A 13,886-nucleotide genomic window follows, 5' to 3' on the forward strand; every position below is an offset into this window, starting at 1 on the left:
CGGCAGGAACGCGCTTCGCGCACCGCCAGGCTCGCCGTGGACTACGAGGATGAAACCTGCGCGAGGCAGGTTGCCGGAAAACGGCCGCGAAATTGTAACGGTCGGGGGCTTCCGGGACAAGGACCGGGGCTGAACCGGCTGGCCCCGGTCAGAGGTTGAAACGGCGCTGCGGGGCCAGCAGGCCACTGTCGTCGACCTGGCCGAGGCCCTGGACAGCATCGTCCGGACCGAACACGGCCACCAGGCCGCGCGGCCAGGACAGGTCGCGCTGGCGCTGGCCGACACAGAACCGATGGGCCTGGTCGGCGTCCAGGTCGACCCTCGGGTATTCAGCCAGGCCGGCCGCCAGAGGCAGCAGCAACGCATCCATGCCGGCCTCGTCACCGGCCTCGACCATCGCCCGCAGCTGGTCCAGCGTGACCATGGCAGGCTCGCGGAACGGCTCGACCCAGAGCCGGCGCAGCGCGCTGATGTGGGCGCCACAGCCCAGGCTTTCGCCGAGGTCGCGGGCCAGGCTTCGGATATAGGTGCCGGAACCACAGGTCACGCGCAACCGCAGCCGTTCCGGCCGCTGCTCCAGCACCTCGATGGCGTGCACCTGCACCTCGCGTTCGGGCGCTTCGATGGCGTCACCGCGGCGAGCCTTCACATACAGCGGTTCACCGCCCTGCTTCAGCGCCGAATAGATCGGGGCACGCTGGCGGATGTTGCCGGTCAGCGGCGCCAGCGCAGCCTGCAGGGCCTCGGTACTGATCGCCGGCACCGGGCGCTGCAGCAGCACCTGGCCTTCGGCATCGTCGGTATCCGTGGTCTGGCCGAGCACGATCTCGGCGTCGTAGGCCTTGGCCGAACCCAGCAGCAGGCCGGCGATCTTGGTCGCCTCGCCGAAACACAGCGGCAGCAGGCCGGTGGCCAGCGGGTCGAGGCTGCCGGTATGGCCCCCCTTCTCGGCGCGGAACAGGCGGCGCGCCACCTGCAGGGCAGCGTTGGAGCTCATGCCGGTCGACTTGTCGAGCAGCAGGATGCCATCCAGGCGGCGGAACTGAATTCGGGTCATGACAGGAGTGTGTAGAGCCGGGCCATGCTCGGCTGCCGCAGCGCGGCCCGCAGGGGCTTCGCGTTGCCGGAATGGAAAGACGCCGGGCATGGGCCCGGCGCTACCTTATTCTTCGTCGCTCTCGCGACGCTTCTCGGCGGCCAGCGTATCGGGCAGGTCGCGCAGGATGTTGTCGATGTGCTCACCACGGTCGACCGAGTCGTCGTAGTGGAAATGCAGCTCCGGCACGTGGCGCAGCTTCATCGCACGGGCCAGGTCCATGCGCAGGCGGTAGCCCAGCTCCTTCAGGCCGGCCACGGCTTCAGCCGAACGTTCCGGCATCAGCGCGGTGACGAACACCTTGGCGTGGGCCATGTCGCGGGTAATTTCCACGTCGGACACGCTCACCGAGGGCAACCCGTGCTCGCGCACGGCGTTGTGCACCAGGGTGCCGAGTTCACGGCGCAGCTGGGCGGAGACACGGTCGGTTCGATGGAAAGTCTTGGGCACGAGGAGCTCTTGGTTCAGTTGTCGCCCGACCAACGGTCGGGCGCTACATCTACATGGTACCCGACCGTGGGTCGGGCTTTGCATGCCGGCAGGGCCCGACCGTTGGTCGGGCCGCCACGCAGCATTACAGGGTGCGCGGCACTTCGATACGCTCGAAGCACTCGATCTGGTCACCCGGCTTGACGTCGTTGTAGGCCTTCACCGCGATACCGCATTCGGTACCGTTGCGGACTTCCTCGACGTTCTCCTTGAAGCGACGCAGCGATTCCAGCTCGCCCTCGAAGATCACCACGCTGTCGCGCAGCACGCGGATCGGCTTGTTGCGCTTGACCACGCCCTCGATGACCATCGAGCCGGCGACGGCGCCCAGCTTGGAGCTGCGGAAGACGTCGCGGACCTCGGCGATACCGATGATCTCTTCGCGGATCTCCACGCCCAACAGACCGGAGGCCACCTGCTTCACCTGGTCGATCACGTCATAGATGATCGAGAAGTAACGCAGGTCCACGCCGTTGGATTCGATGATGCGACGGGCCGAAGCGTCCGCACGCACGTTGAAGCCGATGACGGTGGCCTTCGAAGCGGCCGCCGAGTTGGCGTCCGACTCGGTGATGCCGCCCACGCCGGAGTGGATCACGTTGATGCGGATATCTTCGTTGGACAGCGCGACCAGTGCCTGGCTCAGCGCCTGTACCGAGCCCTGCACGTCGGCCTTGATGACCAGGTTGAGGACCTGCTGGCCCTCGCCCTTGCCCAGGGTCGCCATGATGTCTTCCATGCGGCTGCCCGCGGTGGCGACCAGGCGCGACTCACGGCGCTTGGTCTCACGCTGCTGGGCAACGTCCTTGGCCAGGCGCTCGTCCTCGACCACCACGAAGTCGTCACCGGCTTCCGGCACGCCGGACAGGCCCAGGACCTGCACCGGGATGGACGGGCCAGCGAACTCCGGCTGCTTGCCGGTCTCGTCGAACAGCGCACGCACGCGGCCGTACTGGATGCCACACACCAGGTAGTCGCCCTTCTTCAGGCGGCCCTGCTGCACCAGCACGGTCGCGACCGGGCCGCGGCCCTTGTCCAGCGACGATTCGATCACCACGCCCGAGGCGCGGCCTTCGTCGACGGCCTTCAGTTCCAGCAGTTCGGCCTGGATCGAGATGGCGTCCAGCAGGTCGTCGATGCCCAGGCCGGTCTTGGCCGAGATCTCCACCATCTGGGTGTCACCACCGAAGTCTTCGGCCACGACCTGCTCGGACAGCAGTTCGTTCTTGACCCGCATCGGATCGGCATCGGACTTGTCGATCTTGTTGATCGCCACGATCAGCGGCACACCCGCCGAACGGGCGTGCTGGATCGCTTCCTTGGTCTGCGGCATGACACCGTCATCGGCGGCCACGACCAGCACCACGATATCGGTCAGCTTGGCACCGCGCGCACGCATCGAGGTGAAGGCAGCATGGCCCGGGGTATCCAGGAAGCTGATCACGCCCTTCGGCGTATCGACGTGGTAAGCGCCGATGTGCTGGGTGATGCCGCCGGCCTCGCCGGTGGCGACCTTGGTACGGCGGATGTAATCCAGCAGCGAGGTCTTGCCGTGGTCGACGTGACCCATGATGGTGACCACCGGCGGACGCTGGGTGGCTTCGCCCTGGTTTTCACCGGTCGAGGCCAGCAGTGCGTCCTCGGCGTCGTTGTCGTTGGCACGGATCGCCTTGTGGCCGAGTTCTTCGGTCACCAGCGCGGCGGTGTCATGGTCGATGGACTGGGTGATGGTGGCCATCACGCCCATCTTGAACAGCGCCTTGACCACCTCGCCGCCCTTCAGCGCAAGCTTCTGCGCCAGGTCGGCCACGGTGATCGTGTCGCCGATCGCCACTTCACGCACCACCGGTGCGGTCGGACGCTCGAAGGCGTGCGGACCGGCATTGTTGCCACCACGCGACATGTCGCGACGGCCACCGGACTGGTTGCGACCACCCGGACGTCCACGGGAATTGCTGTTGTTGCTGTTGCCACGACGCGCACGGTCGGCAGCCGACAGGTGCATCTGGCCGGCGAAGCGATCGCCCGGGCCACGCTCGTTGCGCGGCGCGCTGCGGTTGTTGCGGTCGTCGCTGCGCGGCGGCGGCGGAGCACCACGCGGTGCAGCCGGGGCTGCGGCCGGGGCGCGCGGCGGACGCGGCGCGGTTTCGTCGATCGGAGCACGCTTGGGCTTGCTGGCAGCCAGCGCCTCGGCCGCCTTGGCGGCAGCCGCAGCTTCCTCGGCCGCCTTCTTCTCGGCTTCGGCACGCTCCTTGGCGGCAACCTCCTCCTCACGGGCGCGGACGATGGCCTCGTCGCGCAGACGATCCTTCTCGGCCAGGGCCTGCTGTTCGGCAAGGTTGCGGGCACGCGACTCTTCCAGCTTGCGCAGGATGTCGGCGCGCTCTTCGTCCGGGGTCATGGCGCGAGCACCATCCTTGACGTAGGTACGCTTCTGGCGCACCTCGACATTCACGGTCGTCTTGCTGCGACCGGAATTGACCGTCACTTCCTGCTGCTTCCGGCGGTTGAGCGTGATCTTCTTTGCAGACTGATCGGTCTCTTCCGGGGCCTGCTCGGGCTTGCCGTGCGAACGACGAAGGAAGCCCAGGAGCTTAACCTTCTCGGAGCTGGTCACGACCTGGTCGGGACCGCTGAACTTCATGCCGGCACCGGCCAGCTGTTCCAGCAGTTTTTCGACCGGCGTGTTGACCAGTTCGGCAAGCTTGCGGATGGTGGTTTGCTGCGACATTCGGATCCTATGATCTTGTGGGCGCCCCCCCGCATCTGGAGGTGGCGCGGATTCTACGCCCTGAGCGGCTCAGGGCCCTGTTCATTGCCGGCTCATTCGCCGCGTTCCAGTCGGGCGATCTCCTCGGCACGGGCGGCCAGGATCAGCGCAGCGGCGCGCGCCTGATCCAGTCCTTCGATGCCGAAGTCCATGACCTCGTCGGCGGCCAGGTCGGACAGGTCCTCGCTGGTACGCACGCCGTGGCCGGCCAGCGCATATGCGGTGGCTTCGTCCATGCCCTTCAGGGACAGCAGGTCCTGCGCCGGCTGGCCGTCTTCAAGGCCTTCCTCGACTGCCAGGGCCTCATTGAGCAGCGCATCGCGGGCACGGGCGCGCAGCTCTTCGACGATGTCCTCGTCGAAACCTTCCACGGCCAGCAGTTCGCCGACCGGGACATAGGCGATTTCCTCGACGGTGCCGAAGCCTTCGCTGACCAGGATGCCGGCGATTTCCTCGTCCACTTCCAGCTTGTCCATGAACAGCTGGCGGGCCGAAGCCTGCTCGGCTTCCGACTTGGCGGTGACCTGGTCCTGGGTCATCACGTTGAGCTGCCAGCCGGTCAGGCGGCTGGCCAGGCGCACGTTCTGGCCGCCCTTGCCGATCGCCTGGGCCAGGCGGTCTTCAGCAACAGCCAGGTCCATCGAATGCTTGTCTTCATCGACGATGATCGACTGCACTTCGGCCGGTGCCATCGCGTTGATGACGAAGTTGGCCGGGTTGTCGTTCCACAGCACGATGTCCACGCGCTCGCCATTGAGCTCGTTGGACACGGCCTGCACGCGCGAACCGCGCATGCCGATGCAGGCACCGATCGGATCGGTGCGCTGGTCGTGGGCCAGCACGGCGATCTTGGCGCGGTCGCCCGGATCGCGGGCGCAGGCCTTGATTTCCACCAGGCCCTGGCCGACTTCCGGCACTTCCAGCTTGAACAGCTCGATCATGAATTCCGGGGCGGCACGGCTGATGAACAGCTGCGGGCCACGCGGCTCCGAGCGCACTTCGGCCAGGTAGCCGCGCACACGGTCACCGGCGCGCAGCACGTCGCGCGGAATGCCCTTGTCCTTCGGGATGAAGCCTTCGGCGTTGCCACCGAGGTCGACATAGATGTTGCCGCGCTCGGCGCGCTTGACCACGCCGGTGATCAGCTCACCCACGCGATCCTTCCACGCATCCACGACCTGCTGGCGCTCGGCTTCGCGCACGCGCTGGACGATGACCTGCTTGGCGGCCTGGGCAGCAATGCGGCCGAAGTCCGGGTTCTCGATCTGCTCTTCGATGTAGTCGCCGACGTCCACGCCTTCGGCTTCATCGACGGCGTCCATCAGGCGGATCTGGCGGTCCGGCGATTCCATGACCACGTCATCGGCCACCACTTCCCAGCGGCGGAAGGTTTCGTAGCTGCCATCCTTGTGGTCGATGACCACGCGGGTCAGCACTTCCTCGTCGGGATAGCGCTTCTTCGCTGCCGAGGCCAGGGCGGCCTCGATGGCATCGAAGATCACTTCACGCGGCACGCCCTTCTCGTTGGCGACTGCGTCGACTACCAGCAACAGTTCCTTGCTCATTGGCTCACTCCGCGCGCGGCTTCTTTGCCGCCGGCTCGTTGGAAGAAGAATTCTTGTTCGGCTTCGGACGCTTCGGTGCCGGACCGGTCGGCTTGCTCGGGGCCAGCCCCAGCGCCACCCAGTCGGGCATGATCCGTGCCTTGTCGATGTTGTCGGCCGACACGACCACTTCGGCCTTGTCGACGATGAAGGTGATGGTGTCCGCGGCCTCGTCGATCGCTTCGATGCGGCCCTGCAGGCGACGACGGTTGTCCTGCGGCAGCTTCAGCGTGACCTTGGCCATTTCGCCGAGGTGACGGCCGAACTGCTCCAGGTTGAACAGCGGACGGTCGACGCCCGGCGAAGACACTTCCAGCGTGTAGTTGCCGCTGATCGGGTCTTCGACGTCCATCTGCGCCGACACTTCGCGGCTGACGCGCTCGCAGTCGTCGACATTGATGATGCGCTCGGGCTGTTCAGCCAGCGGCACGTCGATGTAAAGGCGCAGGGTCGCACCGCCGGGGGCCGGCAGATACTCAACGCCCAGCAGCTCCAGGCCCAGCGACACAACGGTCGGGGCGAGCAGATTCGCGATGTCGGTTGCCTTGTCGCTCACAGCCTGCCTTGATCTCTATGGTTGGGTGCCGGCCTTGGCCGGCGTGGAAACATGACGCCCCGGAAACGACAAAGGGCCCGTTGGGCCCCTTTTCCGGAAAGACTCCGGTGACTGGATTCCGGTTGCAACCTGCATTGCCTGCCGGTTGCGGCCCTCCTTCCGGGTCCGGACTCCCGCTGGGAGGCCGCCTTCAGGGGTACTGCTAGGCCGCTGATGATAGCGACTGCACCGCGCTGGTGCAAGGTGCGGACCCGGGGTCAGGTCCCTTTTCCACGGGAAAAGGGACCTGACCCCAATCACGCAGAAACGACGCAGACCCCAAAGAAAATCGCCTTCGAAGCAGAACTTCGAAGGCGATTTCTTTACTTGGTAGCGGGGGCAGGATTTGAACCTGCGACCTTCGGGTTATGAGCCCGACGAGCTGCCAGACTGCTCCACCCCGCATCAGAAGCGGAATTATGAGCGAATGCTTCAAAACATGCAAGCCTTCCCTCATTCATCAAACCGGTTGGCGCCGATATGAAGTTGGTAGCGGGGGCAGGATTTGAACCTGCGACCTTCGGGTTATGAGCCCGACGAGCTGCCAGACTGCTCCACCCCGCACCGGAAGTGTTTGAACTGCTGCCCTGCTCTTTCGAGGAGGGCTACCGCAACGATGTTCTGGCTGAACCGCTGCAGTGACAACTCAGGCTGCGCATATTACACGAATCGCGCAGCTTTGTGTCAACTTTTATGCAAGATGCGCAAATGCCTGCTGGCACCAGACCATGATCGGGTTCCAGGCCAGGCCCAGGGCCAGCAGTGCCAGCGCGTTCACGCCCAGCACCACGCCCAGCACGCGGTCGTTGCTGCGCGGCATGGCCTCGCCCACCGGCTCATCGAAGTACATGACCTTGATGACACGCAGGTAGTAGAAGCAGCCGACCACGGCGCACAGCACGCCGAGGATGGCCAGCCACAGCAGGCCGCCGTTGACGGCCGCGCCCAGCACCGCCAGCTTGGTCCAGAAGCCCAGGAACGGCGGGATGCCGGCCAGCGACGCCATGATGCACAGCACCAGGCCGGCCATCCACGGGTTGCGGGCATTCAGGCCCTTGAAGTCTTCGATGTTCTCGGCTTCGAAGCCGGCACGCGACAGCGCGATGATCGCACCGAAGGCGGCGGTCGACATGATGGCGTAGGCCAGTGCGTAGAACAGTGCGGCGGCATAGCCCTGCGAACCGCCACCTGCGATGCCCATCAGCAGGAAGCCGATGTGCGAGACGGTGGAGAACGCCAGCATGCGCTTGAGGTTGCTCTGCGCGATGGCCATCAGGTTGCCGATGACCAGCGAGACCGCGGCCAGGCCGGCGATCAGCAGCTGCAGTTCGGTCGACAGCGGGCCCACGCCCATTTCCAGCAGGCGGTACGCCATGCCAAAGGCGGCCAGCTTCGGCGCCGAGCTGATGAACAGTGCGATCGGTGCCGGGGCACCCTGGTACACGTCCGGCAGCCACATGTGGAACGGCGCGGCACCCAGCTTGAAGGCGACGCCGGCAATCATGAACACCGCACCGGTGATCAGCAGCACGCGCTCTTCGGAGTGCGGGATGGCCTCGCGGATGACGTCCAGGTGCAGGCTGCCGGTGGCGCCGTAGATCAGCGACATGCCGTACAGCAGCAGGCCCGAGGCCAGCGAACCGAGCACGATGTACTTCATCGCCGCTTCCGAGGCCAGGCCGTTCTCGCGGTTGCTGGCGACCAGTGCGTAGGAGCACAGCGCCAGCAGTTCCAGGCCCAGGTAGACCATCAGCAGGCTGCCGGCCGAGACCAGGATCATCATGCCGGCGGTGCCGAACAGGATCAGCACCGGGATCTCGCCCTGGAACAGGTTGCGGTCACGCAGGTAGCGCCAGCCGTAGACCAGGGTCAGGCCGCTGAGCAGCACGATCCCGGTCTTCATCACGTCCGCGGCGGTATCGCGCACGAACATGCCATGGAAGACCTCCCCCTGCCCGCCCACGCCGGTGGCCAGCATGAACAGCACCACGGCCAGCGCAGCGAGCGAGAACAGGTGGGTGACGATCTTGTTCCGGTTGCTGACGAACAGGTCGAGGATCATCAGGGCGAAGGCGCTGCCGATCAGCACCAGCTCGGGAGCGAGCGGTGGCAGGTCAGCGGCGGTCAATGGCAGCAGCGGCGAGGTGGTCATCATCAAATCCTGGAATTACAGCAGCTTGCTGGATGCGATCTGCATCGCCAGCTTCGCGATCGAGGGCTCCATCAGGTCGGTCAGCGGCTTGGGATAGATGCCCAGCGCCAGCACGCCAATGGCGAACACGCCCAGCACCAGCCATTCGCGGCCGTTGATGTCCTTCAGTTCGGCAACATGGCTGTTGGCCACTTCACCGAAGAAGATGCGCTTGTACAGCCACAGGGTGTAGGCGGCGCCGATGATCAGGGTGGTGGCCGCGCCCAGTGCGATCCACGGATTACGCTGGAAGGCCGACAGGATGACCATGAACTCGCCAACGAAACCGCTGGTACCCGGCAGGCCCGCGTTGGCCATGAAGAACAGCATGGCGAAGGTGGCAAACCACGGCATCACGTTGACCACGCCGCCGTAATCGGCGATGCGGCGGCTGTGCATGCGGTCGTACAGCACGCCGACGCAGGAGAACATAGCGCCGGACACGAAGCCGTGCGAGATCATCTGCACCATGGCGCCCTGCAGGCCCAGGCGGGCGGCATCGGCGTTACCGGCTTCACGCACCAGCCACAGGGCGATGAAGGTGCCCAGGGTGACGAAGCCCATGTGCGCGATCGACGAATAGGCGATCAGCTTCTTCATGTCGTCCTGAACCAGGGCGACCAGGCCGACGTAGATCACCGCGATCAGCGACAGCGCGATCACCAGCCAGGCCCATTCCTGCGATGCGTCCGGGACGATCGGCAGGTTGAAGCGCAGGAAGCCGTAGCCACCGATCTTCAGGGCGATGGCGGCCAGGATCACCGAACCGGCGGTCGGTGCTTCCACGTGGGCATCCGGCAGCCAGGTGTGGACCGGGAACATCGGCACCTTGACCGCGAAGGCGATCAGGAAGGCGAAGAAGATCCAGGTCTGTTCCTTGGCCGACAGCGGCAGCGCGTACAGGTCGGCCAGCTGGAAGCTGCCGCCCTTCAGGTACAGGTAGATCAGCGCCACCAGCATTAGCACCGAGCCGAGGAAGGTGTACAGGAAGAACTTCAGCGCGGCGTAGATGCGGCGCGGGCCACCCCAGACACCGATGATCAGGAACATCGGGATCAGCATCGCCTCGAAGAACACGTAGAACAGCATCGCGTCCGTGGCCGAGAAGATACCGACCGTGACGCCTTCCAGGATCAGGAAGGCCGCCACGTACTGGTTCACGCGCTTGTCGATGGCGCTCCAGGCGCCGATCAGGGCAAGCACGCTGACCAGGGTGGTCAGCAGGATCAGCGCCACGGCAATGCCGTCCACGCCCAGGTTGTAGCCGATCTTGTATGCCGGGATCCAGGCATGGGTCTCGACGAACTGCAGACCGTCGATGCCCGCGTTGTAGCCGCTCAGCAGCGAGAGGCTCGCCACGAATGTCAGCACCGCTACGCCCAGCGACGCCCAGCGGGCGGTCTGCGCATCACGGATCGCAAGGATCAGGGCGCCACCGAGGATCGGCAGCCAGATGAGGACACTGAGTAGAGGCCAGTTCGACACGTCTTCTTATTCCGTACAGGTCATCAACGCAGGTAATGCATCAGCACGCCCAGCAGGGCAATCAGGCCGATGATCATCGCGAAGGCGTAGTGATAGAGGAAACCGGATTGGGTACGACGCAGCACGCCGGCTGCGACGTCCACAACACGTGCCGAGAGATTGACCACGCCGTCGACGATGTTGCTGTCGATCCAGCGCGAGACCTTGCCCAGCTTGACGCTGCCACCGGCAAAGCCATCGATCCACAGCTTGTCGAAGCCGTACTTGTTTTCCAGCACCGACACCAGCGGAGCGAAGGTCTTGCGAGCCTTGCCCGACAGGTCCGGCTTCCACAGGTAGAACAGCGCGGCCAGCAGGAAGCCCGCAACGGTCAGCATGAACGCCGGAGCCATCATGCCGTGCAGCGCGAAGGCGACCGGGCCGTGGAACTCTTCACCCAGGAAACCGATGGTGTTCTTGGCCGGATCGTAGAAGTCGACCACGCCGGTGAAGAACGTATGCGCCTGGCCCTTGATGGCATCGTGCGCATGGTTGCCGGCCCAGTCGGTGCCGTACAGCATCGGACCGATGCTGAAGAAACCGATGGCGATCGACGGGATGGCCAGCAGGATCAGCGGCAGGGTCACCACCCACGGGGTTTCGTGCGGCTCGTGCGGACCGTGGCCATGGCCGTGGTCGTCGTGATGCGCATCGCCGTGGTGGGCGTCGGCGGCGTGGTGATCGTCATGGCCGTGACCATGATCGTCATGATGCGCGTCGCGGAAACGCTCCTTGCCGTGGAAGGTCAGGAACAGCAGGCGGAAGCTGTAGAAGCTGGTGACGATCACGCCACCCAGCACCGCCCAGTAGCCATAGGTGGCCACCCAGTTGTTGGACAGGTGCGCGTGCAGCTCGGCGGCCTCGATGATGGTGTCCTTCGAGTAGAAGCCGGAGAAGAACGGCGTACCGACCAGCGCCAGGGTACCGATCCACATGGTGATGAAGGTGATCGGCATGTACTTGCGCAGGCCGCCCATCTTGCGCATGTCCTGCTCGTGGTGCATCGCGATGATGACCGAGCCGGCGCCCAGGAACAGCAGGGCCTTGAAGAACGCATGCGTCATCAGGTGGAACACGGCGGCCGAATAGGCCGACACGCCCAGGGCGACGGTCATATAGCCCAGCTGCGACAGGGTCGAGTACGCGACCACGCGCTTGATGTCGTTCTGCACGATGCCGATCAGGCCGGTGAAGAACGCGGTGGTGGCACCGATGAACAGCACGAAGTTCAGCGCGGTCTGCGACAGCTCGAACAGCGGCGACATGCGGGTGACCATGAAGATACCGGCGGTCACCATCGTCGCGGCGTGGATCAGTGCCGAGATCGGGGTCGGGCCTTCCATCGAATCCGGCAGCCACACGTGCAGCGGGACCTGGGCCGACTTGCCCATGGCACCGATGAACAGGCAGATGCAGATGACGGTGGCGATCGACCAGATCACCGGCTCGTTCAGCAGCTGCATGCCCAGGATCGTGCCGTCCCAGATCTGCAGCTGGGCGCGCGGGTCAGCCAGCATGCCGGCCTGCGAGAACACCTGCGAGTAGTCCAGGGTGCCGAACACCCACAGCACGCCGGCGATGCCCAGCAGGAAGCCGAAGTCACCGACGCGGTTGACCAGGAACGCCTTCATGTTGGCGAAGATCGCGGTCGGGCGCTTGAACCAGAACCCGATCAGCAGGTACGACACCAGGCCCACCGCTTCCCAGCCGAAGAACAGCTGCAGGAAGTTGTTGCTCATCACCAGGGTGAGCATCGAGAAGGTGAACAGCGAGATGTAGCTGAAGAACCGCTGGTAGCCCGGATCGTCCTGCATGTAGCCGATCGTGTAGATGTGGACCAGCAGCGACACGAAGGTCACCACCACCATCATCATCGCGGTCAGCTTGTCGACCATGAAACCGACGTGGGCCGAGTACTGGCCGACTTCGAAGAACGTGTAGATGTTCTGGTTGAACGGCTGCGCCCCGCCCCACAGCAGCTGGTAGAGCGTGTACATCGACAGGCCACAGGCAACCGCGACGCCGAGGATGGTGATGGTCTGCGCGCCGAAGCGCTTGACCTGGCGACCGAACAGGCCGGCGATGATGCTGCCGAACAGCGGTGCAAGCACCACTGCGATCAACAGACTCTTGGAGAGAGTGATTTCCATCTGTGGATCAGCCCTTCAACGAATCGACTTCGCCGACATTGATCGTGCGGCGGGTACGGAACAGGGTCACCAGGATCGCCAGGCCGATGGCGGCTTCCGCGGCGGCGACGGTCAGGATGAAGAACACGAACAGCTGGCCGGACGGATCGCCCAGCTGACGCGAGAAGCCGACGAAATTGATGTTCACCGACAGCAGCATCAGTTCGATCGACATCAGCAGGACGATGACGTTCTTCCGGTTGAGGAAGATGCCGGCCAGGCTGATGGCGAACAGCACCGCGCCGAGCGCAAGCATGTGGCCAAGGGTAATCACGGCTGGGTCTCCTCGCCGGCGGCCGGCTTGCTGTTGCTGTGCACGACCGGTGCTTCGGCGCCCATCTTCACCATGCGCAGGCGCTGGCCGGCCTTGACCATGGTCTGCTCACCCGGGTTCTGGCTCTTCACGCCGGTACGGCGGCGCAGGGTCAGCATCACCGCGGCAACCACGGCCACGGTCAGGATGACGGCGGCGAACTCGAACGGCAGCAGGTACTCGGTGAACAGCGTGCGCGCCAGCCAGGTGACGTTGGAGCTGTCGGCGGCGACCGCTGCAGCGTTGTCGGCCGGGAACGGCGTGACCGAGCGGGCCTTGACGCCGATCAGGATCAGCATCTGCGCCAGCATCGCCACCGCGACGATGAGGCCGACCGGCAGGTAGCGCACCCAGCCCTCACGCAGCTTGGTGGGGTCGATGTCCAGCATCATCACCACGAACAGGAACAGCACCATCACTGCGCCGACGTAGACCAGCACCAGCGCCACGCCGAGGAACTCGGCGCCCACCAGCAGCCACACGCAGGCGATGGAGAAGAAGGTCAGCACCAGGCAGAGCACGGCGTGAACCGGGTTGCGCACGCTGATCACCGCACCGGCCGAAACCGTTGCCGCGATGGCGAACACCCAGAAAGCGATATTTACCCAATCCATCTCTCGACCTCAGCGGTAAGCGGCATCGGCGGCGCGACGCTCGGCGATCTCGTTTTCGAGACGGTCGCCCAGGGCCAGCAGCTGCGGCTTGGTAACGATGTTTTCGCCACGATTCTCGAAGTGGTACTCGAGGATGTGGGTTTCGACGATCGAGTCCACCGGGCAGCTTTCTTCGCAGAAGCCACAGAAGATGCACTTGAACAGGTCGATGTCGTAGCGCGTGGTACGGCGGGTGCCGTCTTCGCGCTTGGCCGAGTCGATGGTGATGGCCAGCGCCGGGCACACCGCTTCGCACAGCTTGCAGGCGATGCAGCGCTCTTCACCGTTGGGATAACGGCGCAGAGCGTGCAGGCCACGGAAGCGCGGCGACTGCGGGAACTTCTCCATCGGGTACATCATCGTGTACTTCGGCTTGAAGCTGTACTTCAGCGTCAGCCAGAGACCGGCCAGCAGTTCGAGCAGCAGCAGGCTCTTGAAGTAATGGGTAATCCTGTTCATCAC

At 64.8% G+C, this 13,886-nt stretch carries 11 protein-coding genes and 2 tRNA genes; all 13 read right to left on the minus strand.

Annotated features, from left to right (window positions below; translation table 11 throughout):
- Window positions 1-148 precede the first annotated feature (148 nt).
- A complete protein-coding gene (gene truB / locus ACZK1G_RS15720) occupies window positions 149-1,057 on the minus strand; it encodes a tRNA pseudouridine(55) synthase TruB (RefSeq protein WP_101765853.1) in 909 nt (302 codons plus the stop codon).
- A 105-nt stretch (window positions 1,058-1,162) separates the two neighbouring features.
- Complete coding sequence (gene rbfA / locus ACZK1G_RS15725; protein WP_005410447.1) at window positions 1,163-1,546, minus strand: 30S ribosome-binding factor RbfA; 384 nt, start codon at window positions 1,544-1,546, stop codon at window positions 1,163-1,165.
- Window positions 1,547-1,670: 124 nt separating this feature from the next.
- Window positions 1,671-4,316, minus strand: a complete 2,646-nt coding sequence (gene infB / locus ACZK1G_RS15730; protein WP_075677143.1) for a translation initiation factor IF-2 — start codon at window positions 4,314-4,316, stop codon at window positions 1,671-1,673.
- Window positions 4,317-4,408: 92 nt separating this feature from the next.
- On the minus strand, window positions 4,409-5,920 hold the full coding sequence (nusA, locus tag ACZK1G_RS15735) for a transcription termination factor NusA (RefSeq protein ID WP_005410449.1): 1,512 nt from the start codon (window positions 5,918-5,920) through the stop codon (window positions 4,409-4,411).
- Between the two features lie 4 nt (window positions 5,921-5,924).
- Window positions 5,925-6,515: a ribosome maturation factor RimP gene (rimP, locus tag ACZK1G_RS15740; RefSeq protein WP_049401227.1), complete on the minus strand. Its 591-nt coding sequence runs from the start codon at window positions 6,513-6,515 to the stop codon at window positions 5,925-5,927.
- A gap of 367 nt (window positions 6,516-6,882) precedes the next feature.
- Window positions 6,883-6,959: transfer RNA gene (locus ACZK1G_RS15745), tRNA-Met, on the minus strand.
- Window positions 6,960-7,041: 82 nt separating this feature from the next.
- Window positions 7,042-7,118, minus strand: a tRNA-Met gene (locus ACZK1G_RS15750).
- 127 nt (window positions 7,119-7,245) lie between these two features.
- The gene (gene nuoN, locus ACZK1G_RS15755; RefSeq protein WP_075677141.1) at window positions 7,246-8,706 is read right to left on the minus strand and encodes an NADH-quinone oxidoreductase subunit NuoN; all 1,461 of its coding nucleotides are present in this window, start codon (window positions 8,704-8,706) and stop codon (window positions 7,246-7,248) included.
- Between the two features lie 15 nt (window positions 8,707-8,721).
- Window positions 8,722-10,230 carry an NADH-quinone oxidoreductase subunit M gene (locus tag ACZK1G_RS15760; protein ID WP_008268294.1) on the minus strand — a complete coding sequence of 503 codons (1,509 nt, stop codon included), beginning with the start codon at window positions 10,228-10,230 and terminating at the stop codon, window positions 8,722-8,724.
- A 23-nt stretch (window positions 10,231-10,253) separates the two neighbouring features.
- The gene (nuoL, locus tag ACZK1G_RS15765; RefSeq protein ID WP_101765854.1) at window positions 10,254-12,419 is read right to left on the minus strand and encodes an NADH-quinone oxidoreductase subunit L; all 2,166 of its coding nucleotides are present in this window, start codon (window positions 12,417-12,419) and stop codon (window positions 10,254-10,256) included.
- Between the two features lie 7 nt (window positions 12,420-12,426).
- Window positions 12,427-12,732, minus strand: a complete 306-nt coding sequence (gene nuoK, locus ACZK1G_RS15770) for an NADH-quinone oxidoreductase subunit NuoK (RefSeq protein ID WP_005410454.1) — start codon at window positions 12,730-12,732, stop codon at window positions 12,427-12,429.
- The gene (locus ACZK1G_RS15775) at window positions 12,729-13,385 is read right to left on the minus strand and encodes an NADH-quinone oxidoreductase subunit J (RefSeq protein ID WP_075677133.1); all 657 of its coding nucleotides are present in this window, start codon (window positions 13,383-13,385) and stop codon (window positions 12,729-12,731) included. Before ACZK1G_RS15775 ends, nuoK begins: the two co-directional genes overlap by 4 nt.
- 9 nt (window positions 13,386-13,394) lie before the next feature.
- Window positions 13,395-13,883, minus strand: a complete 489-nt coding sequence (gene nuoI / locus ACZK1G_RS15780) for an NADH-quinone oxidoreductase subunit NuoI (protein ID WP_005410456.1) — start codon at window positions 13,881-13,883, stop codon at window positions 13,395-13,397.
- Between the last annotated feature and the right edge of the window lie 3 nt (window positions 13,884-13,886).

This window comes from Stenotrophomonas sp. 109824_Sma (assembly GCF_056480025.1).

What these genes read in the sequence shown, in the direction of transcription:
- nuoI (WP_005410456.1), bottom strand. Translation starts at nt 13,883, where the DNA reads ATGAACAGGATTACCCATTACTTCAAGAGCCTGCTGCTGCTCGAACTG.
- nusA (WP_005410449.1), bottom strand. Translation starts at nt 5,920, where the DNA reads ATGAGCAAGGAACTGTTGCTGGTAGTCGACGCAGTCGCCAACGAGAAG.
- nuoL (WP_101765854.1), bottom strand. Translation starts at nt 12,419, where the DNA reads ATGGAAATCACTCTCTCCAAGAGTCTGTTGATCGCAGTGGTGCTTGCA.
- nuoN (WP_075677141.1), bottom strand. Translation starts at nt 8,706, where the DNA reads ATGACCACCTCGCCGCTGCTGCCATTGACCGCCGCTGACCTGCCACCG.
- infB (WP_075677143.1), bottom strand. Translation starts at nt 4,316, where the DNA reads ATGTCGCAGCAAACCACCATCCGCAAGCTTGCCGAACTGGTCAACACG.
- truB (WP_101765853.1), bottom strand. Translation starts at nt 1,057, where the DNA reads ATGACCCGAATTCAGTTCCGCCGCCTGGATGGCATCCTGCTGCTCGAC.
- ACZK1G_RS15775 (WP_075677133.1), bottom strand. Translation starts at nt 13,385, where the DNA reads ATGGATTGGGTAAATATCGCTTTCTGGGTGTTCGCCATCGCGGCAACG.